This window comes from Pseudomonas sp. W2-17, assembly GCF_041060445.1.
Classification (GTDB): Bacteria; Pseudomonadota; Gammaproteobacteria; order Pseudomonadales; family Pseudomonadaceae; genus Aquipseudomonas.
In genome coordinates this window covers 150,764-174,501 of record NZ_JAUFNS010000010.1, presented here as the reverse complement: position 1 = coordinate 174,501, position 23,738 = coordinate 150,764, and the positions used below count along the sequence as shown (strand labels likewise).

24 protein-coding genes are annotated in these 23,738 nt (G+C 58.3%); 15 read left to right on the top strand and 9 right to left on the bottom strand.

Features of this window, described 5'->3' with window-relative positions; all coding sequences use genetic code 11:
* The first annotated feature begins 30 nt into the window (after positions 1-30).
* From drt3a to QWI20_RS14870, 4 genes are all read left to right on the top strand, one after another.
* Positions 31-1,377 carry an antiviral reverse transcriptase Drt3a gene (drt3a, locus tag QWI20_RS14885; RefSeq protein WP_369306140.1) on the top strand — a complete coding sequence of 449 codons (1,347 nt, stop codon included), beginning with the start codon at positions 31-33 and terminating at the stop codon, positions 1,375-1,377.
* Positions 1,378-1,723: 346 nt separating this feature from the next.
* Complete coding sequence (gene drt3b / locus QWI20_RS14880; RefSeq protein WP_369306139.1) at positions 1,724-3,418, top strand: antiviral reverse transcriptase Drt3b; 1,695 nt, start codon at positions 1,724-1,726, stop codon at positions 3,416-3,418.
* Between the two features lie 590 nt (positions 3,419-4,008).
* On the top strand, positions 4,009-4,938 hold the full coding sequence (locus QWI20_RS14875; protein WP_369306138.1) for an LD-carboxypeptidase: 930 nt from the start codon (positions 4,009-4,011) through the stop codon (positions 4,936-4,938).
* 165 nt (positions 4,939-5,103) lie between these two features.
* Positions 5,104-7,074 (top strand): methyl-accepting chemotaxis protein, encoded by a 1,971-nt coding sequence (locus QWI20_RS14870; RefSeq protein ID WP_369306137.1) that lies wholly within the window; start codon positions 5,104-5,106, stop codon positions 7,072-7,074.
* A gap of 412 nt (positions 7,075-7,486) precedes the next feature.
* Here QWI20_RS14870 and QWI20_RS14865 read toward each other — a convergent pair whose 3' ends face one another.
* Both QWI20_RS14865 and QWI20_RS14860 read right to left on the bottom strand, forming a co-directional pair.
* Positions 7,487-8,674, bottom strand: coding sequence for a benzoate/H(+) symporter BenE family transporter (locus QWI20_RS14865; protein ID WP_369306136.1), 1,188 nt, complete (start codon positions 8,672-8,674; stop codon positions 7,487-7,489).
* Positions 8,675-8,803: 129 nt separating this feature from the next.
* Positions 8,804-9,247 (bottom strand): MarR family transcriptional regulator, encoded by a 444-nt coding sequence (locus QWI20_RS14860; RefSeq protein ID WP_192175054.1) that lies wholly within the window; start codon positions 9,245-9,247, stop codon positions 8,804-8,806.
* 81 nt (positions 9,248-9,328) lie between these two features.
* On the opposite strand from QWI20_RS14860, the gene QWI20_RS14855 reads away from it, so the two are divergent.
* The 3 genes from QWI20_RS14855 to QWI20_RS14845 are packed head-to-tail and all read left to right on the top strand — an operon-like array spanning position 9,329 to position 11,578.
* Positions 9,329-10,495, top strand: a complete 1,167-nt coding sequence (locus tag QWI20_RS14855; RefSeq protein ID WP_369306135.1) for a PLP-dependent aminotransferase family protein — start codon at positions 9,329-9,331, stop codon at positions 10,493-10,495.
* Between the two features lie 60 nt (positions 10,496-10,555).
* Positions 10,556-11,158 carry a glutathione S-transferase family protein gene (locus tag QWI20_RS14850; RefSeq protein WP_369306134.1) on the top strand — a complete coding sequence of 201 codons (603 nt, stop codon included), beginning with the start codon at positions 10,556-10,558 and terminating at the stop codon, positions 11,156-11,158.
* 33 nt (positions 11,159-11,191) lie between these two features.
* Entirely contained in the window at positions 11,192-11,578 is a 387-nt protein-coding gene (locus QWI20_RS14845; RefSeq protein ID WP_369306133.1) for a lysozyme inhibitor LprI family protein, read from the top strand.
* A gap of 421 nt (positions 11,579-11,999) precedes the next feature.
* Here the strand turns inward: QWI20_RS14845 and QWI20_RS14840 are convergent, their stop codons facing one another.
* Positions 12,000-12,365 (bottom strand): glutathione S-transferase N-terminal domain-containing protein, encoded by a 366-nt coding sequence (locus QWI20_RS14840; protein ID WP_282373082.1) that lies wholly within the window; start codon positions 12,363-12,365, stop codon positions 12,000-12,002.
* A gap of 79 nt (positions 12,366-12,444) precedes the next feature.
* On the bottom strand, positions 12,445-12,990 hold the full coding sequence (gene folE, locus QWI20_RS14835) for a GTP cyclohydrolase I FolE (RefSeq protein ID WP_065989346.1): 546 nt from the start codon (positions 12,988-12,990) through the stop codon (positions 12,445-12,447).
* Positions 12,991-13,225: 235 nt separating this feature from the next.
* Between folE and QWI20_RS14830 the strand changes: the two genes are divergently transcribed.
* On the top strand, positions 13,226-13,420 hold the full coding sequence (locus QWI20_RS14830) for a hypothetical protein (protein WP_369306132.1): 195 nt from the start codon (positions 13,226-13,228) through the stop codon (positions 13,418-13,420).
* Positions 13,421-13,620: 200 nt separating this feature from the next.
* Positions 13,621-13,800, top strand: coding sequence for a hypothetical protein (locus QWI20_RS14825; RefSeq protein WP_369306131.1), 180 nt, complete (start codon positions 13,621-13,623; stop codon positions 13,798-13,800).
* A 110-nt stretch (positions 13,801-13,910) separates the two neighbouring features.
* Here the strand turns inward: QWI20_RS14825 and QWI20_RS14820 are convergent, their stop codons facing one another.
* The 3 genes from QWI20_RS14820 to QWI20_RS14810 form a co-directional block, all read right to left on the bottom strand.
* Entirely contained in the window at positions 13,911-14,471 is a 561-nt protein-coding gene (locus tag QWI20_RS14820; protein ID WP_369306130.1) for a Smr/MutS family protein, read from the bottom strand.
* Positions 14,472-14,577: 106 nt separating this feature from the next.
* On the bottom strand, positions 14,578-14,895 hold the full coding sequence (locus QWI20_RS14815) for a hypothetical protein (RefSeq protein ID WP_369306129.1): 318 nt from the start codon (positions 14,893-14,895) through the stop codon (positions 14,578-14,580).
* A gap of 235 nt (positions 14,896-15,130) precedes the next feature.
* Positions 15,131-15,754: a cysteine hydrolase family protein gene (locus QWI20_RS14810; RefSeq protein ID WP_282373320.1), complete on the bottom strand. Its 624-nt coding sequence runs from the start codon at positions 15,752-15,754 to the stop codon at positions 15,131-15,133.
* A gap of 253 nt (positions 15,755-16,007) precedes the next feature.
* On the opposite strand from QWI20_RS14810, the gene prmB reads away from it, so the two are divergent.
* Complete coding sequence (gene prmB / locus QWI20_RS14805) at positions 16,008-16,916, top strand: 50S ribosomal protein L3 N(5)-glutamine methyltransferase (RefSeq protein ID WP_369306128.1); 909 nt, start codon at positions 16,008-16,010, stop codon at positions 16,914-16,916.
* 264 nt (positions 16,917-17,180) lie between these two features.
* Here the strand turns inward: prmB and QWI20_RS14800 are convergent, their stop codons facing one another.
* Together QWI20_RS14800 and QWI20_RS14795 are read right to left on the bottom strand one after the other, a co-directional pair.
* Positions 17,181-17,981 (bottom strand): hypothetical protein, encoded by an 801-nt coding sequence (locus QWI20_RS14800; RefSeq protein WP_369306127.1) that lies wholly within the window; start codon positions 17,979-17,981, stop codon positions 17,181-17,183.
* A gap of 135 nt (positions 17,982-18,116) precedes the next feature.
* Entirely contained in the window at positions 18,117-19,112 is a 996-nt protein-coding gene (locus tag QWI20_RS14795) for an alpha/beta hydrolase (protein WP_369306126.1), read from the bottom strand.
* Positions 19,113-19,239: 127 nt separating this feature from the next.
* Here QWI20_RS14795 and aroC point away from each other — a divergent pair, with 127 nt between their 5' ends.
* The 5 genes from aroC to mtnC all read left to right on the top strand — a co-directional run bounded on the left by aroC (position 19,240) and on the right by mtnC (position 23,469).
* On the top strand, positions 19,240-20,331 hold the full coding sequence (gene aroC / locus QWI20_RS14790; protein WP_369306125.1) for a chorismate synthase: 1,092 nt from the start codon (positions 19,240-19,242) through the stop codon (positions 20,329-20,331).
* 31 nt (positions 20,332-20,362) lie between these two features.
* The gene (locus tag QWI20_RS14785) at positions 20,363-21,517 is read left to right on the top strand and encodes an MFS transporter (RefSeq protein ID WP_369306175.1); all 1,155 of its coding nucleotides are present in this window, start codon (positions 20,363-20,365) and stop codon (positions 21,515-21,517) included.
* Positions 21,514-22,128, top strand: coding sequence for a methylthioribulose 1-phosphate dehydratase (locus QWI20_RS14780; protein WP_369306124.1), 615 nt, complete (start codon positions 21,514-21,516; stop codon positions 22,126-22,128). Before QWI20_RS14785 ends, QWI20_RS14780 begins: the two co-directional genes overlap by 4 nt.
* Before the next feature lie 106 nt (positions 22,129-22,234).
* A complete protein-coding gene (locus tag QWI20_RS14775) occupies positions 22,235-22,780 on the top strand; it encodes an acireductone dioxygenase (RefSeq protein WP_133776627.1) in 546 nt (181 codons plus the stop codon).
* Positions 22,781-22,785: 5 nt separating this feature from the next.
* On the top strand, positions 22,786-23,469 hold the full coding sequence (gene mtnC, locus QWI20_RS14770; protein ID WP_369306123.1) for an acireductone synthase: 684 nt from the start codon (positions 22,786-22,788) through the stop codon (positions 23,467-23,469).
* The last annotated feature ends 269 nt before the right edge of the window (positions 23,470-23,738 follow it).

Below are 23,738 nucleotides of genomic sequence, written 5' to 3'. Positions count from 1 at the left end.
AAGTATAAATATGGAAGGTTCTTTTTAACTATGGATCAGTCGTTTTCGATAAATAATCTTAATGAATTGCTCGGCGTCGATCGGGAAAAGGGCGGAGACCTTGAGCAGCGCTATATTCCTGCTGCCTATAGTATAAGAGTCAAACTCTATAATTTATATAAGCTCCGGTCATTTTCGCGATATAGATTCCGCACTGGAAAAATCACTACCGCATTCTATGATGTGCGTCTGTCACGCCTGACTATGGTGATAGATAAGCGCAAAGTTCATCATGCGCGTTTGATTGAATCTGAACTCGAAAGCATTTCAAAGATTATCGGTGGTAAAGAGTTCAGGCTAAAAGTTTCTCTCTTGCCGGTTATGGTTGGAGGGAAGAGAGTTTACGGAGTCGGGAATAGTTTAGATCAAATTCTGGCAGTTCGATTTGTTCAGAGAGCAATGAAGGTTTTGTACGAGCTTCGTATGCCGTCACGTGATATATTAGTGAGTCAAATAAAGTCACTAGCTTTAGATGGTGTGCCTAAATATATAATAAGATCGGATGTAGAGTCGTTTTATGAATCCGTTAGGCATAAGGAGTTGCTAGATGGTATTCATCAGGCTCCAGAGCTCTCGGTTCTAATTAAACGAATTTTAACAAGACTTATGAAGGATTATGTCGTGGTCTCTGGCGACAAAAACGGGTTGCCACGCGGTATAGGCATTAGTGCGTATCTCTCTGAAATATATCTGTCGAGCATTGATGCTGAAATTAGGCGGCAAGATGATCTATTTTATTATGCCAGATACGTTGACGATATGGTGCTCATGTATGCCCCCCAGCGAAAAGAGCTTGCAGAAAAATATCTAACCACGCTTGGCGAGATATTGCATGAGAAAGGTCTAAGATTTAATGATAAAACTAAATCTATTGACTTGTTAGAAGTGTTCAAAGGAAAGTTTGATTACCTTGGATATGCATTTGACGTATCCAGCAGTACTTCAGGAGTGCGACTAAGTCAAAGGAAATTCGACAAGTACAAATCACGCATCGACAAGGCTTTCTCAGATTATGCGTCAAATTCTCGGTTTATTCCAAAAAAGTCAGAAGAAGAATTGATGTTGAGGTGCCTTTTTTTAACTGGAAACATGCGTCTCTTCAATAAAAAAAGTAATGCATTCATAGGTGTATATTTTAGCAATAAATACATAACTGATACCAGTCAGCTATCGGGGCTGGATAGCTTCTTTAAAAACAAGCTTAAAAGCATTGCTAATCCTTCATTAGTGAGAAAGCTGTCTAAGCTATCCTTTGAAAAAGGATTCAAAGAAAAATTATTCAGAAATTTTGACTCAAAGCAGCTTTCAGAACTTTCGCGAGGTTGGAAGCATGTCTAGGAAAAAAGCTCTTTCCATAAATTTCCCAGTCGAGCGAGTTGTTCTGTCTGATGTGCTTCCTTACGAGGTTCCTATTGTCTTCTCAAATAGGTATTTTTACAGGTTTTTATGTGACCACTCCATTAAGTGTTCCGGAAATCAAATTACATGGGGTCGTAAAGATGGAGTTTTAGATGATCTTGTAAAGATGGTGCTCGGAGTTCAACCTGGCAAGCCTGTGCGGCATGCTACCCATGATGGCAGAAATGTCTGCACAATAGACCTGGATAAATCAGATTCCGCTCACACTGTTCCGTTCATATTTTCCACTACTCATAAGCAAGATCAGTTACGTCAGCTGTAACTAATGCATCCAAAAGGACAGTTATTAGTGGTTGATTTTTACGACCAATTCAAAGACCTGATGATTTATTATACCGGTCGAAGTGAGTTCAGCCTGCGTTCACCACGACGGATAGCCGGGTGTACATTTATTGATTTTCGCTCGCAAATCGAACGACATGATAAGTCCGACACACTGGTAGAAGTCGATGGGGAGAATTACGAGAACTTAAAATCCTTTTTTGTGTACGAGCGATTCAGTAATGTATTCAAGTTCTACGAGTCGAGGGAGCACCTCCGTAGTGAGCGTGATTTTAGATACCTAACTAAGTTCGACGTCTCAGGATGTTTTGATAACATATATACCCACTCGCTTGCATGGGCTATATATGGGAAAGATTTTGCAAAGCAAAACTTGAAGAGTATCTTAGGGTCGTTTGCAGGCAAGTTTGATTCGTTAATGCAAAAGTTGAATCATAACGAAACTAATGGGATATTGATCGGCCCTGAGATATCAAGAATTTTCGCTGAAATAATTCTCCAGGCAGTCGACGTTGAGATCGCGCAAAAGCTGCTCGAGAAGGGATATATCCATGGTTCAGACTTCAAAATTTATCGGTATGTAGATGATTATTTTGTATTTTACAATCATGATGAAGTATGTCATCAAATAAAAATGACACTGCAGGAAAGCCTTAAGCTATATAAGTTATCACTAAATAAAGGGAAGGAGGAGACGTTAGCGCGCCCCATAATCACGCCGATTTCTATCGCAAAAAAACGTATATCCGATCTTTTTGATCGTGCTCTTGCTTACGACATCGCTTCGTCGATTAAAGACGGAGAGACCTTGCCAAGAGGAAACCTTTATATTGGTAGATCTTCGCTAATTACTGATTTCAAGTCGATTCTAGCAATCTCCGGAGTCAACTATGGAGAAATCTTAAATTACTCACTTTCCGTTATTGAGCGCAAGGTAGGCTCTTTGATTGACTCTTACAAAAAAATAGAGAATATCAGGGGGGGAGATAAGAGCTTCTCGAAATCCATGGAAGCACTACTTGGGTTTGTATTTTTTATCTATGCGGTATCGCCGAAGGTAAACACCACCATTAAGCTTTGTCGCATATGCCAGCGTGTTCTTTCTTTTTACAAAGATGAGCCAATAGGCTTGGATTATGGAGGGCTAATCTCGCAAGTGATTTATGAGAGGTGTCGAAGCGTTATGGATCATAACTCAGACGGAAAGAGCGCCAAGATCGAAGTCATGTATCTTTTGGTTTTGATGCGCCAATTAGGCAGAAATTATCGCGTAGATGAAAAGGTGCTCGGATACAGCTTTGGTTTTGAGTTATTAAATGGCGAATATGTGACGAAGTCCAGTTTGAATTATTTCTCAATAGTTACTCTGATTTTTTATATAGAAAACAAATCTCGGTATTCGTTGCTAAGACGTGCTTTGGAGAAGCATGTGTTAGAGAAGTTCAGATTAAAGCAAGACTCTCTAGTCGGAGATTCGGAAATGGTGCATTTAGCCTTAGATCTTATAGTATGCCCTTTCGTCAATAACAGTTCTAAAATAGAAATTCTGCAAATGTATGGCCTGCCAGCAAACAACCTTCTAAGACTTCAAAAATATACTGAATATTGGTTCACTAAATGGGGGGATTTCGATTTTTCCAAAGAGCTAGACGCGAAGGTTAGTCAAGAAGTATATTGATCATGATGCATCACGCACATCGAAGACCGTTTGCGGTCGCACACACCAGCATCATGGCTAGGTTGTTCTATGCACGAAAGCCTTGCCTCGTTGAATCCTCGTGAGTTCTCCGGTCCTGACTCCTTCACTTTCCTTACAGCTTAAGGCCTTCAAGGAAAGTGAGGGGAGCTCGATTTTCTTCTTTTTTCCCCACTCAATTGTCGACCGTCGCGCATTTCGGCTGCTTCTGGCCATTGGCCGCGTCTCGTGAGAGGCAGCTTTAAAGCCATAGCTGCCATTCACATATGATCTTGCAAAGGTCACGCCAATAAGCGGCTGCTAAAAAGCGCTGTTGTCCACTCGCTGACTGTCGGGCAAGCGCATATCTAGGGCGTTGATCCTCCACCGACAAACCAGCAACAACACTGCGTGCCGCAATCTTTAAAATGCCCCGCGATAGGCTCGATCTATCATCCTTCGTTCCAGCATGCTGACCGATTCGCGATCATGTCTCCAGCCGCTCCTACAAACCACATCAACACCCCCCACTGGATTCACTCCCCCCACTGCTCTACATTGCACCCATCACCAAACACCCGCCGAGCCTCCAAATGCCTGCCTCCCGCCCAACCCTCCACCCCCAACCCCTCCGCGCTGGCGACGCCGTAGCGCTGGTATCCCCAGCCGGCCCAGTCGCCGAAGCCCGGGTGGAAGCAGCCGTGCGGGAGCTAACATCCTGGGGATTACGCCCCCGCGTCTACCCCCACGCACTGGACAACATCGGCTTCCTCGCAGGCACCGACGCCGATCGCATTTCCGACCTAAACGACGCCCTGGCCGACCCTGAAATCCGCGCTGTGCTTTGCAATAGGGGCGGCTACGGCGTGCAACGCATCCTCGGGCAACTCGACTACGACGCCGTACTCCGCGACCCAAAACTGGTCGTCGGCTTCTCAGACATTACCGCCTTGCACGCCGCGCTCTGGACCCACACGGGCCTGGCCACCGTTCACGGCCCGATAGCAGCGCAGCTGGAACGAGGCGGCATCTTCGCCAGCACTCTCAAGCAGGCATTGATGAGCACCGAGCCTTCCATCGTTCATGCAAACCCGGCAGAACCCACCTTCACCGTGCGTACGTCGGGGACGGTGGAGGGCGTCTTGCTGGGCGGCAATCTGAGCATGCTGAGCACCTGCATCGGCACGCCGTTCATGCCGGATCTGGAAGGCGCGATCCTGCTGCTCGAAGACGTCGGCGAGCTGGCGTATCGGGTTGATCGCAATCTCACGCACCTGCTCAATTGCGGGATTCTCCAACGGCTCGGGGGTATCGCGTTGGGTCAGTTCAGCGAGCCGGGTCACGGCAATAACCCGATCCGGCCGCCCGATGTCTTGATCGAGCGCCTGGGAGATCTGGGCATTCCGGTCTTGGGCGGTCTGTCCATCGGGCACGGCGACCGCAATCTGGCGGTGGCGTTGGGCAGTCGTGCGGTGCTGGATACCGAGGCGGGCACGCTGACCGTGGCCCCGGCCACGCGCTAGTACGACGATCACCGTTCTGTAAGCGACCTCGCTCTAGCTATTTGCCATCATTCTGACGTCAAGACCTTGTTTTGCCCCGTGGGCATTGCGAATCTTCACGGATATTGATTGGCCTCGCGCGGATGGCCTTGCCATGCGCGCCCTCAAGCTGTGGAGCGGAAACTGATGATGTCGGCCGTGAAGACGCGTTTCGCCAATCTGGGGATGGCCAAGAAGCTGGGCATCGGGTTCGTGCTGGTGCTGCTGTTGACAGCGCTGGTCGCGGCCATCGGGGTCTGGTCGCTGCGCTCGATCAGTTCGCATTTCGGCAGTCTCAAGGCGATGACCGCACTCAATAGCGATGTGAATCGTGTGCGGCTGCTGGAGCAGGATTACGCCTTGCACGGCGATCCGAAGGTGGTCGATCAGGTTCACGCCGGGCTCGACGGCCTGAATGCCCAGGCGGAGCAGCTCAAGGCCGGCGCGCCGATCAACGAGCAGGTGATGGGCCAGGTGCAGCAGGCGCTGGCGGCCTACCGCGCCTCCTTCGATGAATTCGTCAGCATCAGCCAGAGCAAGGATCTGGCGCTGGAAATGGCCAGTTGGTCGGTGTCCAGCGTCGCCAATAACCTTGACGTGTTGCAGGCGGGGCTGGCCGATGATGGCGCCTACACGCTGAAGGATTCCCAGGGCCAGCAGGGCGCGGAGTTCATCGAGCAGGCCGGTCAGGTCAGCCAGGTGTCCAAACTGATGATGCAGGCCATGGACGAGGCCCGGGTGCGCCTCGACAAGAGCCGCAAGACGGGCTCGGGCGAGGAGGTTAAGACCGGCAAAATCGAGCAGGCGGTTCAGGCGCAGGAACTGGCCGAGCAGCTCAAGGGTGTGATCAAGGACGCCGGCTACCTCACGGTGCTGACCGAGGTGGGCGGGCACATCAGCAACTTCAGCGACAAACTCAACGAATACACCGGGCTGCTGGAATCGGAAGCGAAGGTCTCGCAACAACTGGCGAGCAACGCCAAAATCGTCGTGCAGCAGGTCAACCAGGCTTATGACGCCGAAGGCCAGTCGATGCAGAGCGAGCTGCAGGCCAACTCGATGATGATCATCGGTTCTTCCGTGCTGGCGCTGGTGGTCGGGCTGATCGCGGCGCTGGTGATCACGCGCCTGATCGTCGCGCCGTTGCGCAGCGTGATTGCCACGGCTCAGCGGATTGCGGCCGGCGACCTGAGCCGCACCGTGAATGTCACCCGCAAGGACGAAATCGGCCAGTTGATGCAAGCGATGCAGCAGATGGGCGCAGGCTTGAGCACCATCGTCAGCGGGCTGCAGGCGGGTATCGAGCAGTTGGCGACGTCCGCCCATTCCCTGTCGGCCGTGACCGAGCAGACCAATCTGGAAGTCAGCAGCCAGAAGGAAGAAACCGAGCAGGTGGCGACGGCGATGAACCAGATGACCGCCACCGTTCACGACGTTGCACGCAACGCCGAAGAAGCCGCGCTCGCGGCGCAGACTGCCGACACCAAGGTCGATTCGGGCCAGGCCGTGGTGCGCCAGAGCATGCAGCGGATCGAGCAGTTGGCGTCGTCGTCCCGTTCCGCCAGCGATTCGATCGAGAACCTCAGCGCGGAAATCCAGAACATCGGCACAGTGCTTGGCGTGATCAAAAGCGTCGCCGAGCAGACCAACCTGCTGGCACTGAACGCGGCCATCGAAGCGGCGCGGGCGGGGGAGCAGGGCAGAGGGTTTGCGGTGGTGGCCGATGAAGTCCGCGCGCTGGCCAAGCGCACGCAACAGTCCACGGAAGAAATCGAGCGGTTGGTCAGTCGTCTGCAAAGCGGTGCCCAGGCGTCGGTGGTGCAAATCCGCAGCAGCGGCGAGCTGGTCAAACTGGCGGTGAGTGATGCGCTGCAGACCGAAAGCGCGCTGGGCAGCATTGCCGCGGCCGTGTCGATGATTCAACAGATGAACCAGCAGATTGCCGCTGCGGCGGAAGAGCAGAGTTCGGTGGCGGAAGAGATCAACCGCAGCGTCACCAGCATCCGCGCCAGCGCCGATCAGTCCGCGCTGGCGATGCAGGGCAACGCGGCGTCAAGCATCGAACTGGCGTCGCTGGGCATGGAACTGAAAGGCATGGTCGGGCATTTCAAATTATGAGTCGGGCTTGCAAGCCATGCTCCGCTGCTTGGCCGGAGCATGATCCCGCGCCTTTGCAGTTCAGTCGTCGCTGAGGTCCACCCCCGAACCCGGTGTCCAACGTGCAACCTGCAGATGATCCCCATCGTCCAGACAGCCGCGCTGTGGCGCAACAAACACAATTCCTGTGGGAGCGAGCTTGCTCGCGAAGACGGCATTTCAGCCACTGAAGACTCAGCGGATATCCCGGCCTCTTCGCGAGCAAGCTCGCTCCCACAATCCGTAGGTCGCCAGATACATCGGCGGAGTTGGTATGTTTGACGAGCGCGCGCTTGCCCGCGAATGCAATCTGCCTGCTGCTATTGATGTCGACTGACTCACCGCGAATCGCGGGCAAGCGCGCTCCTACAGAAGAGTGGCATGCCGCGAGCGCTCATTTGCGATAGTTGAGAATCAGCAGCGTCAACACTCCCGCGACGATCCCCCAGAACGCCGAACCGATGGAAAACAGCGTCAGCCCCGACGCTGTGACCATGAAGGTGATCAGCGCGGCTTCGCGTTCCTTGGGCTCGTTCATGGCCACGGTCAGGCCGTTGATGATGGAACCGAACAGCGCCAGGGCGGCAATCGACAGCACCAGTTCCCTGGGAAACGCGGCGAACAGTGCCGCCAGCGTCGCGCCGAACACCCCCGCGATGGCGTAGAAAATCCCGCACCAGATCGCCGCCGTGTAGCGCTTGTCGCGGTCTTCATGGGCATGGGGGCCGGTGCAGATCGCGGCGCTGATGGCCGCGAGGTTGATGCCGTGGGCGCCGAACGGCGCAGTGATCAGCGAGATAATTCCGGTGGCGGTGATCAGGGGCGAGGCGGGGACCTGATAACCGTCTGCGCGCAACACCGCAACGCCCGGCATGTTCTGTGAAGTCATGGCGACGACAAACAGCGGAATGCCGATGCTGACGGTCGCAGCGATGGAGAACGACGGCGTGGTCCACACCGGCATCGCCACTTCCAGTGCGAAGCCGCTGAAGTTCAGCAGGCCGAGCATGCCCGACAGCGCGACACCAACCAGCAAGGTGACCAACACGGCGTAGCGCGGCGAATAGCGTTTGACGATCAGGTACGTGAAGAACATGCCCAGCACCAGGCCGGTACGGTGTTGCGCAGCGACGAAGATCTCGCTGCCGATCTTGAACAGAATGCCGGCCAGCAGTGCGGCCGCTAGTGACGTCGGCAAGCGCTTGACCAGCCGTTCGAAGCTGCCGGTGATCCCGCAAATGATCACCAATACTGCGCACGTGATGAACGCGCCGATGGCTTCGGGGTAAGCGACGCCTCCCAGGCTGGTGATCAGCAACGCCGCACCCGGCGTCGACCATGCCACCGTGATGGGCGAGCGATAGCGCAGCGACAGGCCGATGCTGCACACCGCCATGCCCATGAACAGCGCCCAGATCCATGAGGAAATCTGCGCCGAAGTCAGCCCGGCGGCCTGGCCGGCCTGAAACATCAGCACCAGTGAACTGGTGACCCCGGTCATCATGGCGATGAAGCCGGCGACGATGGCGGAGGGCGAAGAGTCGGTCAGCGGTCGCAATGGCGCGAGGGGCACGTCAGTCATGCGGGTCTATCCTTGGCGCAGCGGTTGAACAGAGCTGCCAGCCTATACGCAGTGGTCATGCCCCGTTGCAATACAGCCATCGGCGCAATGGTCGGCACAGTTGTCGGGGGTGGTCTGCAAACCGGCGGGTCAGCCGCGGGTCATCGTGTTGCCCAGCGCCTGATTCACCGCCATCCAGCCATCCACCGCGTCTTGCCCGGCTTCGGCGAACACCCGTTGCAGCAGCTTGACCTGCTCGCGGCGCAGGGACTCTTCAAATTTGCGTCCCTCGGCGGTCAGCTCCAGCAGGCGCTTACGTTTGTCGTCCTCTGGCGCGACGCTGAGCACCAGCTCCATCTCGATCAACTGCCGCAGCGGCGTGTTCAGCGCCTGCTTGCTCACCCCCAGCTTGCCGAGCAGTTCCTTAACGCTCAGGCCCGGATAGCGGGCGATGAAAAACACGATGCGCTGGTGCACCCGACTCAGGCCCCGGCGGTCGAGCATTTCATCGGCTTTGGCGGTGAACGCCTGGTAGCCGAAGAAAAACGCCTCCATGGCAATTTGCTGGGTGGATGAATTTTTAAGGTCAAGCATATTGACGTATCCGTGTGCGGCATCGTAATTTCGGTCAACCAGTTTGACGTATTCCCCTTTCTTTCCGCCAGCGGTGATCCGATGCCATTTTCCGAACGCGTTACCCGTTTGAAGAGTTCACTGATTCGCGAAATCCTCGCCGCCGCCCAGCGCCCGGAGATGATGTCGTTCGCAGGCGGATTGCCGGCCGAGGCCATGCTGCCGAAGAGCGAGTGGTCTGACATGCCGCGCAGCATCGGCCAGTACGGCATGAGCGAGGGCGAACCGCAGCTGCGTGAGGCGCTGGCCGCCCAGGCGCGGGCGTTGGGCATCGACTGCGACGCGAGTCAGGTGATGATCGTCAGCGGTTCCCAGCAGACGCTGGACCTGGCCGCCAAGCTGTACATCGACAAGGGCACCGAGATCCTGCTCGAGGCGCCGACCTATCTGGCGGCGTTGCAGATTTTCCAGCTGTTCGGCGCCGACTGCCTGACCGTTCCGCTGCTCGCCGAAGGCCCGGACATTGAAGCGCTGCGTCAGCGACTGGAGCAACACTCGCCGTCGTTCGCGTACCTGATTCCCACATTCCAGAACCCGTCGGCGGTGCGTTACAGCGAAGCTGCGCGGGATGCGGTGGCGGCGTTGCTCGACGAGTTTGGCGTCACCCTGATCGAAGACGAGCCTTACCGCGAGCTGACGTTTGACGGCGGCAGTGCCCGGCCCATCGTCAGCCGCCTGAAAAACGCCAGCTGGATCTACACCGGCACGGTGTCGAAAACCCTGATGCCGGGCTTGCGCGTCGGCTACCTGATCGCCACGCCCGACCTGTTCCCGCACCTGCTCAAGCTCAAGCAATCGGCGGATCTGCACACCAATCGCGTGGGCCAATGGCAGGCGTTGCAGTGGATCGGCAGCGAGCATTACGAGCAGCATCTGCTGGAGTTGCGCAGCTTCTATCGCACCCGTCGCGATGCGTTCGAAGCCGCGCTGCAGCGGCACTTCGCTGATCTGGCCGAGTGGAACAGCCCCCAGGGCGGCCTGTTTTTCTGGCTGACGCTCAAGCACAAGCTCGACACCCGCAGGTTGCTCGACAGCGCGCTGGCGCAGAATGTCGCGTTTATGCCGGGCGAGCCGTTCTTCGCCGACCCGGACGCCAACCCGGGTTACCTGCGGCTCAATTTCAGTCACATCGACCCCGAGCGCCTGGACGAAGGCTTGAAACGATTGGCCGCCGTCATTCGGCACACACAGCTTTCACAGGCGGCCTGATACATTACGCACACGCACGACCGGCACGACTGACGGCACACGATTGAGGGGAGAGGGCTGATGTACAAGGTTTACGGCGATTACAACTCGGGCAACTGCTACAAGATCAAGCTGATGCTCAACCTGCTCGGCGCGGAATACGAGTGGGTGCCGGTGGACATCCTCAAGGGCGAGACCGAAACCGAAGCGTTTCTGGCGAAGAACCCCAACGGCAAGATTCCGGTCCTTGAGCTCGAAGACGGCACCTGCCTGTGGGAGTCCAACGCGATTCTCAACTTCCTCGCCGAAGGCACGCCTTACCTGCTGACCGAGCCCCGCCTGCGCACGCAAATGCTGCAATGGCAGTTCTTCGAGCAATACAGCCACGAGCCGACGCTGGCGGTGGCGCGCTTCATTCAGTTTTACTTGGGGATGCCAGAGGAGCGGATGGAGGAATACCACTCTCTGCACCGGCGCGGCAACAAGGCACTGAAAGTCATGGAGCAGCAGTTGCTGCGCACGCCGTTTCTGGTGGGCGACAACTTCTCCATCGCTGACATCGCGCTGTACGCCTACACCCACGTCGCCGATCAGGGCGGCTTCGACCTGACGCAGTTCCCGGCGATTCAAGCCTGGCTTGCGCGGGTCAAGCAGCAACCGGGTTATGTCGGCATGCTGGACTGACTTCAGCGTTGTTCACTTATCAGGAGATAAGACATGCAGTACAGGATGATCGCAGTCGGGATGTTGATGGCGCTGGGCATCGGCTGCTCGGCCCAGGCTCAGGACTGCGACGCCAATCAGGCGTCGATGAACCAGTGCGCGAGCCAGGAATACGCGGCGCTGGACGCTGAATTGAACACCCAATACAACGCGCAGATGGGCTACCTGAAGACCCCGGCACGCAAAAAAGCGCTGCAGGATGCGCAGAAGAAGTGGATCGCGTTTCGCGACGCCGATTGCCAGTACCAGGCCGGCAAGCGGGAGGAGGGCGGAAGCATGTGGCCGCTGGTGCAGGCGCAATGCCTGTCAGCGCAGACCAAAGTGCGCGTTGAGCAATTGAAGGCGTATACGGCGTGTCGACAGGAAGGCTGCCCGAGGTAACTGCTCACTTTTTTTGGGTGGCTTTGTGGCATTGATACCACGTTGACACGCAGATAACGCAACTCCTGTGGGAGCGAGCTTGCTCGCGAATATGGCGGTACATTCGCTAAATCTTCAGCGGTTGAAACGCCGCCTTCGCGAGCAAGCTCGCTCCCACAGGTTTTGCGGAATGGCTGAGAGGGTGAGTCGACCCCGGATCCCACAGGTTTTGCGGAATGGCTGAGAACTGAGTCGACCCCCGATCCCGTGGGAGCGAGCTTGCTCGCGAAGAGGCCATTCAACGCACTGAATCTCCATCGGCAGGCACGCCGCTTTCGCGAGCAAGCTCGCTCCCACAGTTTTTGGGAAATGGCTGAGAGGGTGAGCCGACCCCCGATCACGTTAGAGCGGCGTTGATGCATCGGATATGTAAGCAGCATCGTCAAACCGCTGAGAAGCGTTTCTCCAGGTAATCAACGATCACTTTCGATTCATACATCCACACCGTCTGGCCTTCTTCCTCGATCCGCAGGCAAGGCACCTTGATCCGGCCGCCACCGCTGAGCAGCGCCTGACGATCCGGCTCGTTGTTCTTCGCGTCACGAAGGGCCACAGGCACATTCAAACGGCGCAGTGCCCGGCGGGTTTTCACGCAGAACGGGCACGCGTGGAACTGATACAGCGTCAGCGCTTTTGCCGACGCATCGACGGCAGCCTGGGCTTCGGGAGAACGCTTCTTCTTGCTCGGCCGGGTCAGGAAATCGCCCGCGATCACGAGCTGGCCGAGGCCGACTCTCACTGCTTTCATCAACACGCTAAAACCTCACTCGGCGGCACGAACCGCCAGACAGCCGCAGCCTGATGCTGCGGCTTTCAGGACGCCGGGATCACTTGATCAGGCTGAGAAACTCGGTACGGGTGGCGGCGTTTTCGCGGAATTCACCCAGCATTACCGAGGTGATCATCGACGAATTCTGCTTCTCGACACCGCGCATCATCATGCACATGTGCTTGGCTTCGATGACCACTGCCACACCCAGCGCGCCGGTGACCTGTTGAATGGCTTCGGCGATCTGGCGGCTGAGGTTCTCCTGGATCTGCAGGCGACGGGCGTACATGTCGACGATGCGCGCGACCTTCGACAGGCCCAGCACTTTGCCGCTCGGGATATAGGCGACGTGGGCCTTGCCGATGAAGGGCAGCAAATGGTGTTCGCAGAGCGAATACAGCTCGATGTCCTTGACCACCACCATTTCGCTGTTGTCGGAGCTGAACAGCGCACCGTTGGTGACTTCTTCGAGGGTTTGCTCATAGCCGCGGCAAAGGTACTGCATGGCTTTGGCTGCGCGTTTAGGGGTGTCGCGCAGGCCTTCGCGGGAGACGTCTTCGCCGAGTTGACCGAGGATGGCGGTGTAGTTCTGTTCCAGAGTCACAGGGGTGTGTTCCGTGTGGGTTCAAAAAACGCAGGGTTGCGGGCCTGCAAAGGCGCACATAGTAGCGTAGCTGGACGCGCAGGGGTACGGCAGGCGGCCGAGAGGCCTGCGGCATGGCGCCGCCGTGACGGTGTCAGCTGACCTTTACCCAACCTTTACCGAGGGGGTATTTCGGAATGTGTCGGCTTGATGTCTGAAGTAACGGGTGACAGATGCCCGGATGAAGAGAGTGCTTATGATGTTTAGCCGAATCGCGAAAATCGCACTGGTGATTGCCCTGGCGTCGTCGGTTTCGGGGTGTTTTTTCGGACCGGGTTGGGGCCGCCACGGCGGTGGCTGGCATGAACACCGTTATTACGACGGTGGCCCATACGATGGCGGACGGGGCGGTTACGGCCCTGGACCTGGACCGGGTTACTACCGCCGCTGATTTTTACTGATCATTTGACGCATGAAGCACAGGCCGCGAAGGGAACCCATCCCTCGCGGCCTTTTTGTTGGGTGCAATGTTCGTATCAGGCTCGATACCTGATCGGTACCAAACCACGACGCGGATTCACAGGCCCGTGCTGTCAGAAGGAGCAGGTGATGAATACCTGTGATCAAGCCCGTTTTAAGAGAGAAATCGAAATGTTGAGTCGTATAGCGAAAGTCGCGATGGTCATCGCGGTGATGTCGGCCATGTCCGGATGCTGGCCATTCTGGGGCCCGGGCGGGGGAGGCCACGGCGGTGGTGGCGGTGGTGGCGGTCACTATGAAGGCGGCGGCCCTGGTGGTGGCGGAGGCGGCGGTGGTCCAGGTCCGCGTTGATCGGCTAATTGGTCAATGAAACGAGGGAGCCCCTTATCGGAGGCTCCCTCGCTGACAGTGCTGGCCCCATGACGGCGATCAGTGCATCTCAAACACAACAAACGCCTGCCTTACTCGTCACGCCCTTCCATCATGGTCCGCTTCAGGATCACGTACACCGCACCTGCGCCGCCATGCTTGGCAATGCAGGAAGCAAACCCCAATACCTGCTGATGCTGACGCAACCACGTATTGACGTGGCTCTTGATCATCGGCCGCTTGCCATCCAGCCGCACCGCCTTGCCGTGGGTAATCCGCACGCAGCGCACTTCCAGCTTGGCCGCTTCGGCGAGAAATTCCCACATCGTCTCGCGCGCCATTTCGACGCTCATGCCATGCAGGTCCAGGCTGCCTTCAAAGCTGATCTGCCCCAGCTTGAGCTTGCGCATCTGGCCTTCCTGCACCCCGTCCCGCGCCCAGTACAGCGCGTCTTCAGGCCCGACATCGATCACGAACTGGTCTGACAGACCATCAACCGTAATCGTCGCATCGGAGCGCACGGTGGCGGCCTGACGCAGCTTGGCCAGGTTCTTACGGTCGGTTTTGGGTTTTCCTACGTCCGCATGTTCAGTCTTGATGGGCTTTACGCCGCGAATCTCACTTCTGAACAGGGAAAAATCGTCGTCTTGCATGGTGGTCTCCGCGAAGGGGGCCAGTTTAACCGCGTCACGCCGGAATCGGCGCGACTATCGATGATTAGGGCTCTCGATGATTAAACGGCAGCGGATGACGCGAAGGTCAGTCGTGCTTCTTCATCAGGTGGGGAGACATGTTCAGTTCGCCGGCACGACGGCGGCGGCGGCGACTGCGGCGCCAGAACCAGATGCCGACATACAGCATCAACAAACCGACGATGACTGTGACCGCAGCGCCCGCTGGACTGGCGTTGAGTTCGCCCAGTGCGACGGGGTCGATCAGGCTGGCGACACCGGCCATTGCCAGCAGCACGCCGGCGGTGGCCAGAACGGCCGAAATCGCTGCAATAATGCGCATCCGCCAGCTGCCCTGGCCCTTGGGGCGCAGGCGACGGGCATCAAAACCATCGGATATTTTCATTCCGATTTCCTCTATGGGTATCGGCGCTCTGACCAGCACAGCGTGGGGGTGGTTCCCGCCTGGCCAGGTTTCAGGGACATTACGAATCGATTACGGATAGGCGGTCAGGTGAACAGGGGTAACCCCGCCTGACGACTGCATTTGTACGCCTTTTCTTCAGGAACTGCCGGAAAATGATCCGCGTGAGGGGGACGCGCAGTCAGCTCGGTCGCAACAGCTCCTGTCGAGGGAGGATTCAGATCAGGTCTTTGGTCAGCGCCAGTTTGGCGAAGTTGTCGTTCATGATTGCCATCTCCGCCTGCTGCACCAGCTCGGCCTTGATGACGCCGCTCGGGGTCGGCAGATCGCGGGTGGCGCAGGCGTCTTCCACCAGCGTGCAGCGAAACCCGTAATCCTTGGCCGCGCGCACGGTAGTGCTGACGCTGGAATGGCTCATGAAACCGCACACCACCAGATCCAGCCGGCCGCGGCTTTCCAGCAGGCTGTGCAGGGTCGTGCGGTCATCGGTGGAGACGGTCCCGTTCAGCGCGTTCGGCAGGCGTTTCTCGATGATGATTTCGTCACCCTGCGGCTGCAGTTCAGGCACGAATTGCCCGCGCTCGCCCTGGGGATCGAACATTCCGCCCACGGTGCCCAGATGACGCACGTGAATGATCGGCGACTTCGCTGCACGCGCGGCGGCGACCAGTTTGACAATGTTGTCGATGGCGTCCTGAACGCCGGTCAGGGCGAGAGGGCCGCTGAGGTATTCCTTCTGCGCATCGATGATGATCAGGGTGGCATTACTCAATGTGGCCGCTGCGTATTCACGGCCACTGAGTTGAAACATGGTCTTGGGACCAGTGTTTGAAACAGACATCGGGGGGCTCCTTCGAGTGGGGCTTTTGCCACATTGTCCACTGGCAGAGCGATTCTGTGAATCGCCATGCTCACAGACCTCGCTTTTTTGCCGGGCTTCAAGCCGTCGAGCAGGTCGCGGTTGCTGTCATAGTGCCTGCAAAACGAGGTAAAGACTGTGGAAAGTTTTGCGCGAGGCCTCTGCGCCCGGTGCGGGATCGTTTGTTGCGTGGATGGCTGATAGAATCGCCCGTCGTTTTTTCAAGGAGTCTGCCGTGATCACTTCCCGCCTGCGCACCCTGCGCGATCATATCCGTTGGGCTGTCAGCCGTTTCCACGGGGAAGACCTGTTTTTCGGCCATGGCACCGACAACGCGTGGGACGAAGCCCGCCAACTGGTGCTCGGCGCCCTGCACCTGCCGTGGGAAATTGCCGACAGTTACCTGGACTGCAACCTTGAAGACGAAGAGCTGGTGGCGGTGCAACACCTGATCAAGCGACGCATCGAAGAGCGCGTGCCCACGGCGTATCTGCTGGGTGAAGCGTGGTTCTGCGGGATGTCATTCATCGTTGATGAGCGCGTGCTGATTCCGCGCTCGCCCATCGGTGAACTGATCGAGCAGCGGTTTGCCCCTTGGCTGGCCAGCGATCCGGCCCGCATCCTCGACCTCTGCACCGGCTCCGGCTGCATTGGCATCGCCTGCGCCGACGTGTTCCCCGACGCTGAGGTGGTGTTGGCCGACCTGTCGTTCGAGGCGCTGGAAGTGGCGAATCAGAACATCGAGCGCCATGGCGTGGACCAGCGCGTGTACACCGTGCAGGGCGATGGTTTCGACGGCCTGCCGGGCCAGCGTTTTGACCTGATCGTGTCCAATCCGCCGTACGTCGATGCCGAAGATTTCGCCGACATGCCTGACGAATACCAGCACGAACCCGAGCTGGCGCTGGCCTGCGGTGAAGACGGCTTGAATCTGGTGCGGCGCATGCTGGCGCAGGCCGCCAATCATCTGAACGAGAAGGGCTTGTTGATCGTGGAAGTCGGCAACAGCCAGGTTCACGTCGAAGCGCTGTACCCGGAAGTGGATTTCGCCTGGCTGGAATTCGAGCGTGGCGGCCACGGCGTGTTCATGCTGACAGCCGAGCAGTGCCGCAATCACCAGGATCTGTTTGCAGCGCGGGTCTAGTCAGGCAATCGGCGGGCGTGTCCCCGGCTAAAGCCGGTCCTACTATGGATACGCGGTCAAACAGTGGGACCGGCTTCAGCCGGAAAGGCGTCGGACGTCACACCGCAAATCTGATGGCGAATACACCGGCCTCTTCCCGGCTAAAGCCGGTCCCACTATGGATACGCGGTCAAACAGTGGGACCGGCTTCAGCCGGGAAGGCGTCGGTCGTTACACCCTAAATCTGATTTCGAACACACCGGCCTTTGCCCTGTTAACGCCGCATCACCGGTGCGTCGCAATCCAGATCAGCAGGCCGGCCTGAAACACGGCGAAGGTGACCAGACAGGCGATGGTGAAGCGCAAGCCGGCGTCGTCCCGGCGGTATTTGCTGACCTTGTCTTCGGACTTTTTGATCGTGACGTCCTGTTCCTGAATCCTCTGCTCGGCCTGCTGCAACATCTGCGCGGCGTCGAGGATCTGCACGATCTGGATTTTGTCGGCGTTCCAGGTGTTATTGAGGTTGCCGACCTTGGCGTCCTTGATGGTGCCTTTCAGGTGCTGCGCATCGGCGTAAACGACTTCGAAACCCTGGGTCTTGAGGAAGTGATCGCGACGCAGGCGCGTGTCCTCGTTGAGCGCATCCTTATTCGCCAGTGCGACGCCTTCAATCTTGTACTCGGCGCATCGCTTCTGCGCCCAGGCGATGCCCTGGGCCAGCATGAAACGGCCCAGCCCTCGGTTCCACGGATCGATCTGCAAGCCGGACGCCGGGCCCACGCGAACGCTGCGATTGGCGTGATCCACCCAGATGTCCAGGCAGTTCTGTTCTTTGCGGGTCTTCTGCCCCGGCAACTGATAGGTCATGCGCAGCAGGCTGAATTCCTTGTTGTGGCGCTCGGCCTTGCCGAACTCGACGAAGCGCAGCGGGCGGGCGCCGGTCGCGCGGTCGGTCGGCAGGGGCGCCAGACGCAGCATCGAGAAGTGCTCCGCATGCACTTCTTCCCACAAGACAGGCGCGGCGACTTCGCCTTCTTTGGCTTCGGTCGGCTCGACCGCGTCGGTTTGCATGGTTGCTTCTGTCATCACGGCGATCCTGTTATCGACATTTGCCCGGCACATGGCACCGGCACACGATGCCAGCAGACAGCTATCGGCCGTTTCTGACGAAGCTAAAGGGATCGTGCGTCGACTCGCGCGTCGACGAGAAGAGCACCGGCCTCAGGCGGCCGGTACCGAGTCGAGAAACTTCAGGATGCGATCGGTGACTTCGCTGGCCAACGGCAACTGCGGATCCTTGTAGGACGCCAACTGCCGCTTGATGTCCATCGGCACGATGCGCAGCACGTGGTTCATGCCGTCGATGATCGCCAGTTGCGAGTCGGGTTTGGCCTTGTGCAGCAGCTCGGCGTCGCCCACGCCCACCTGCATGTCGTTGCGGCCCTGAATGATCAATGTCGGGATTTTCAGTTGCCCGAACGCTGCGGTCGGGTTCTGCCGGAACAGTGAAATCAGGTAAGGCTGCACGCTCGGGCGGAACACCACCTGAAGGGGCTCAGGCACGTCGTTGTCAGTCTTGCCGGCCTTGATCTCCTCGATCAGTTGCTCACTGCGCGCCAGCAGCGGAGGCGGGAGGCGATCCTGCAGTTGCTCGCGGACCACTTGATCCACCGGGCGACCGGTGCCGGCAACGGAGATCAACGCCACGGCCCCCGCACGTTCTGCCGCCAGAGTGGCGACCAGTGCGCCTTCACTGTGGCCCATCAGAATCAGAGGGCCCAGGCGCGCGTCGGTCTTGAGTTTGGCGGCCCAGGCGACGGCGTCGTCGACGTACTTCTCGATGCTCAGATCGCGCTCGTCCGGGGTGGCGGGGCGACTGGCCGCAACGCCGCGTTTGTCATAACGCACGCTGGCAATGTTGTGCTTGGCGAGGATCAGGGCAAGACGCTTCATGCTGTCGTTGCGTCCGCCGTCGGAGTTGTTGCCGTCACGGTCGGTCGGCCCTGAACCGGCGATGATCAACACCACCGGGACCGGATTCGGTGACTTGGGCAGCAGCAGCGTGCCGAACAGCTCGCCGGTGCCGGTGTCCAGGCTGATGGGGCGCTGCAGCACGACGGGCGTTCCGGCGTGGGCGATGGATGACAGCAGGGTCAGGCTCAAGATGATCGCTCGCAGCGGCCAGAAGCCGCGAATCAGGGGTAAGGCGCTTAGCATTGCAGGACCGTCATCAATAAAGTGTCAATTGGACGCGGGCAAATGAATAAGGTTCGAGGATGAACTGCGCCATAAGCCTGCGTATACTGGCGCGCTTGAGTTTTTGAACGTCCTCGGAGCCTCCCGCATGTCCGGCAATACCTACGGCAAGCTGTTCACTGTCACCACTGCCGGCGAAAGCCACGGTCCGGCACTGGTTGCCATCGTTGACGGCTGCCCGCCGGGCATCGAGCTGTCGCTGGAAGACCTGCAGCGTGACCTCGACCGCCGCAAGCCGGGGACCAGTCGCCACACCACCCAGCGTCAGGAGCCCGACGAGGTCGAAATTCTGTCTGGCGTCTTCGAAGGCAAGACCACCGGTGCGTCCATCGGCCTGCTGATTCGCAACACCGATCAGAAGTCCAAAGACTACTCGGCGATCAAGGACCTGTTCCGCCCCGCCCACGCCGATTACACCTACCACCATAAATACGGCATCCGCGACTACCGTGGCGGCGGTCGCAGCTCTGCGCGGGAAACCGCCATGCGCGTCGCCGCCGGGGCCATCGCCAAGAAGTTTCTCGCCACCCAGGGCATTACCGTTCGCGGCTACATGAGCCAGCTCGGCCCGATCGAAATCCCGTTCAAGACCTGGGATTCGGTGGAAGACAACGCCTTCTTCAGCCCTGACCCGAGCAAGGTGCCGGAGCTGGAAGCCTACATGGACCAGTTGCGTCGCGATCAGGACTCGGTGGGCGCGAAAATCACGGTCGTGGCCGAAGGGGTAATGCCGGGCCTGGGCGAGCCGATTTTCGACCGTCTCGATGCCGAACTGGCCCATGCGTTGATGAGCATCAACGCAGTCAAGGGCGTCGAGATCGGCGCCGGCTTTGCCTGCGTGGCCCAGCGCGGCACCGAGCATCGCGACGAACTGAGCCCCGAAGGTTTTCTGTCGAACAACGCCGGCGGCATCCTCGGCGGGATTTCGTCCGGCCAGCCGATCGTTGCGCATTTGGCCCTGAAAGCGACCTCCAGCATTACCACGCCGGGGCACTCGATCGACGTCGATGGCAACTCCGTCGAAGTCATCACCAAGGGCCGCCATGACCCCTGCGTCGGCATCCGCGCCACGCCCATTGCCGAGGCGATGATGGCCATCGTGCTGGTTGACCACCTGCTGCGCCACCGCGGGCAAAACGCTGACGTGCGTGTTACGACGCCGATTCTGGGTCAGCTGTAATGCCTGAGCCGCGCGCCGCCGCCGCAGTCATCTGAGCGTGGCGGCGCTTCCTTACTGGCGGCTCGCCAGCTTCTATCTCTTCTATTTCGCCCTGCTCGGGGCCACGGCGCCCTACATGGCGCTGTATTTCAGTCACCTGGGATTTTCCGCCGCGCGCATCGGCGAACTGGTGGCAATCCCGATGCTGATGCGCTGCGTTGCGCCCAACGTCTGGGGCTGGCTCGGCGATTACACCGGCCGACGCCTGACCATCGTGCGCTTCGGCGCCATTTGCGGACTGGCCTGTTTCAGCCTGATTCTCGTCGACACGTCCTACGCCTGGCTGGCGATGGTCATGGCGCTCTATGCGTTTTTCTGGCACGCGGTGCTGCCGCAATTCGAAGTCATCACGCTGACGCATTTGCAGGGCCAGACTTCCCGCTACAGCCAGATCCGGCTGTGGGGATCGATTGGCTTCATTCTTTCGGTCGTGGTGTTGGGCCGGATGCTGGAGTGGTTCAGCCTGGATTACTACCCGCAACTGCTGCTATTGATCCTGCTCGGCATTATCGCCAGCAGTTGGTGGGTGCCGAATGCTCAACCGGTGGTCTCGGGCGTGCGGGTCGCGGGAGAGGGCTTTCTCAGGCAGCTGATCAGGCCGGGCGTGCTGGCGTTTTATGTCAGCGTCGCCCTGATACAACTGAGCCACGGGCCGTATAACACCTTTCTAACGCTGCACCTGGAACACCTCGGTTACACCCGCGGCATGATTGGCCTGCTGTGGGCGCTGGGGGTGATCGCTGAAGTGTTGATGTTCATGGTGATGAGCCGTGTGCTGCAGCGCTTCAGTGTTCGTCAGGTGCTGATCACCAGCTTTGTGATCGCCGCATTGCGCTGGCTTTTGCTGGGTAATCTGGCCGATCATCTGGCGGTTCTGATCGTCGCCCAACTGATGCACGCAGCCACTTTCGGCAGCTTTCATGCGTCGGCCGTGCATTATGTGCAACGCAGCTTCGGCCCACGGCAGCAAGGTCAGGGTCAGGCGTTGTACGCTGCCCTTTCCGGCACCGGCGGGGCGATGGGCGCGTTGTATTCCGGTTACAGCTGGAACGCGCTGGGCGCCAGTTGGACCTTTGCCATTGCGAGTCTGGCGGCCGTGGCCGCTGCTGTCCTGACCGCCACATGTATGAAAGAGGAGCGCGTATGAGTCGCGAAGCACTGGCTCGGGAAATCATCGAAGCGGGGCAGTTTCTGTACGCCCGGGGCTGGTCGCCCGCCACCAGCAGCAATTATTCCGTGCGCCTGTCGCCGACCGAAGCGCTGCTCACCGTCTCCGGCAAGCACAAGGGCCAGTTGGGTATGGGCGACGTGCTGGCCACCGACCTTGCCGGCAACAGTCTGGAGCCCAGCAAAAAACCGTCGGCTGAAACCCTGCTGCACACGCAGCTTTATAGCTGCAAGCCGGCGGTGGGCGCCGTGCTCCATACTCATTCGGTCAACGCCACCGTGCTGTCCCGGCTCACTGCTGGCGATCATCTGGTGTTCGAGGACTACGAGCTGCAAAAAGCCTTCAGCGGCGTTTCCACCCATGAATCAAAAGTGGTGGTGCCGATTTTCGACAACGATCAGGACATCGCCCGGCTCGCAGATAAGGTTCAGCCCTGGCTGGATCAACACCCTGACTGCGCCGGTTACCTGATTCGCGGTCATGGTTTGTACACGTGGGGCGCGAAGATGAGCGATGCCTTGCGCCAGATCGAAGCGTTCGAATTCCTGTTCGAATGCGAGCTCAAGACGCTGTCCGTGCTCAACCGCTGATCGCTGCAGCGTTGAAGGTTGCACGCAGCGTCCCCACTGCCTGAATCAAACGCATCTGATCGGCCCCAGAGCCGACAGACGCGGACCGAACCGAGGAAGCCCCCCAATGAGCAGTCTGTCCGTTTACCACGTGTCATCCCCCGAACTGCCCAACAAGGTCCTGACCCACCTGGAAGACATTGCCTCGACTCTGGCCGAGCATGGCGTGGCCTTCGACCGTTGGCAGGCGGCAACGCCGATCACCCCCGGCGCCAGTCAGGAGGAGGTCATCGCGGCCTACCGCACCCAGATCGACAGGCTGATGACCGAGCGGGGTTACGTGACCGTCGATGTGATCAGCCTCAACAGTGACCACCCGCAGAAGGCCGAACTGCGCGCCAAGTTCCTCGAGGAGCATCAGCATGGCGAAGATGAGGTGCGTTTCTTCGTCGCCGGTCGCGGGCTGTTTACCCTGCACATCGACGACTTCGTCTACGCCGTGCTGTGCGAGAAAAACGACCTGATCTCGGTTCCGGCCGGTACCCGTCACTGGTTCGACATGGGCGAGCATCCGCATTTCGTTGCCATTCGCCTGTTCAACAACCCGGATGGCTGGGTGGCCAAATTCACCGGTGAAAGCATCGCCAGCCAGTTCCCGCGCCTGGAAGACTGATCAACATGACCATCAAAGCGATCCTGACTGACATCGAAGGCACCACCAGCGCGGTGAGCTTCGTCTTCGACGTGCTCTTTCCGTACGCCAGGCAGCATCTGCCCGAATTCGTTCGCCAGCATGCCGGCGAACCCGACGTGGCCGCGCAGTTGCAGGCCGTGCGCAACGACAGCGGTGAACCTGACGCGAGTGTCGATCGGGTGATAGAGATCCTCTTGCAATGGATCGCCGAAGACCTTAAAGCCACGCCGCTCAAAGCATTGCAGGGCATGGTCTGGCAGCAGGGTTACCAGGCCGGGCAGCTCAAGGGACACGTTTACCCGGATGCCGTTGAGGCGCTGAAACGCTGGCATCAGGCGGGGTATGCGCTTTACGTCTACTCCTCGGGTTCGATCCAGGCACAGAAGCTGATCTTCGGCTGCTCCGAGGCGGGCGATCTGTCCGGGCTGTTCAGCGGCTACTTCGACACCACCTCCGGGCCCAAGCGCGAGGAGGCGTCCTATCGATCGATTGCGTCGAGCATCGGGCATCCGGCGGAAGCGATCCTGTTTCTGTCCGACATCGTCGAAGAACTCGATGCAGCGCAACAGGCCGGCATGGCCACCTGCGCACTGGTGCGCGATGGCGGAGAACTGAACGGGCATATCAACGTGAACAGTTTTACGGCGATAGAGCCCAGCGCTTTCTGACGCATCAGGTGTGCTGAAAACCGACGGCCGATGTCTCTGACATTGGCCGTTTTTGTATCCAAATGCGGAAAAATGTAAGTTGGTTTTTGTTCGTTTGTGGGAAGTTGCTTGTTTCACGGTCAGGCATGCCTGTTTGTTTTCGACGCTGTGTTTAACCCTCCTCGACTGTGTAACCCTTCGCCTGTCGCACCCTGACAGCTTTTGAATGCGCCTCGTGCGGTCGTGTTGACGACAGCACCTGACGCCGTTTTCAGCTGCCATGCATAAAA

Excerpts from the sequence above, each read along its gene's own strand:
- QWI20_RS14865 (WP_369306136.1), bottom strand. The coding sequence starts at position 8,674 with ATGACTGACGTGCCCCTCGCGCCATTGCGACCGCTGACCGACTCTTCG.
- mtnC (WP_369306123.1), top strand. The coding sequence starts at position 22,786 with ATGACCATCAAAGCGATCCTGACTGACATCGAAGGCACCACCAGCGCG.
- drt3a (WP_369306140.1), top strand. The coding sequence starts at position 31 with ATGGATCAGTCGTTTTCGATAAATAATCTTAATGAATTGCTCGGCGTC.
- QWI20_RS14825 (WP_369306131.1), top strand. The coding sequence starts at position 13,621 with ATGTTGAGTCGTATAGCGAAAGTCGCGATGGTCATCGCGGTGATGTCG.
- QWI20_RS14795 (WP_369306126.1), bottom strand. The coding sequence starts at position 19,112 with ATGCTAAGCGCCTTACCCCTGATTCGCGGCTTCTGGCCGCTGCGAGCG.
- drt3b (WP_369306139.1), top strand. The coding sequence starts at position 1,724 with ATGCATCCAAAAGGACAGTTATTAGTGGTTGATTTTTACGACCAATTC.
- QWI20_RS14800 (WP_369306127.1), bottom strand. The coding sequence starts at position 17,981 with ATGACAGAAGCAACCATGCAAACCGACGCGGTCGAGCCGACCGAAGCC.
- QWI20_RS14870 (WP_369306137.1), top strand. The coding sequence starts at position 5,104 with ATGATGTCGGCCGTGAAGACGCGTTTCGCCAATCTGGGGATGGCCAAG.
- QWI20_RS14830 (WP_369306132.1), top strand. The coding sequence starts at position 13,226 with ATGATGTTTAGCCGAATCGCGAAAATCGCACTGGTGATTGCCCTGGCG.
- QWI20_RS14780 (WP_369306124.1), top strand. The coding sequence starts at position 21,514 with ATGAGTCGCGAAGCACTGGCTCGGGAAATCATCGAAGCGGGGCAGTTT.
- QWI20_RS14875 (WP_369306138.1), top strand. The coding sequence starts at position 4,009 with ATGCCTGCCTCCCGCCCAACCCTCCACCCCCAACCCCTCCGCGCTGGC.
- QWI20_RS14815 (WP_369306129.1), bottom strand. The coding sequence starts at position 14,895 with ATGAAAATATCCGATGGTTTTGATGCCCGTCGCCTGCGCCCCAAGGGC.
- QWI20_RS14855 (WP_369306135.1), top strand. The coding sequence starts at position 9,329 with ATGCCATTTTCCGAACGCGTTACCCGTTTGAAGAGTTCACTGATTCGC.
- QWI20_RS14775 (WP_133776627.1), top strand. The coding sequence starts at position 22,235 with ATGAGCAGTCTGTCCGTTTACCACGTGTCATCCCCCGAACTGCCCAAC.
- QWI20_RS14845 (WP_369306133.1), top strand. The coding sequence starts at position 11,192 with ATGCAGTACAGGATGATCGCAGTCGGGATGTTGATGGCGCTGGGCATC.
- QWI20_RS14860 (WP_192175054.1), bottom strand. The coding sequence starts at position 9,247 with ATGCTTGACCTTAAAAATTCATCCACCCAGCAAATTGCCATGGAGGCG.
- QWI20_RS14810 (WP_282373320.1), bottom strand. The coding sequence starts at position 15,754 with ATGTCTGTTTCAAACACTGGTCCCAAGACCATGTTTCAACTCAGTGGC.
- QWI20_RS14850 (WP_369306134.1), top strand. The coding sequence starts at position 10,556 with ATGTACAAGGTTTACGGCGATTACAACTCGGGCAACTGCTACAAGATC.
- QWI20_RS14840 (WP_282373082.1), bottom strand. The coding sequence starts at position 12,365 with ATGAAAGCAGTGAGAGTCGGCCTCGGCCAGCTCGTGATCGCGGGCGAT.
- aroC (WP_369306125.1), top strand. The coding sequence starts at position 19,240 with ATGTCCGGCAATACCTACGGCAAGCTGTTCACTGTCACCACTGCCGGC.
- QWI20_RS14820 (WP_369306130.1), bottom strand. The coding sequence starts at position 14,471 with ATGCAAGACGACGATTTTTCCCTGTTCAGAAGTGAGATTCGCGGCGTA.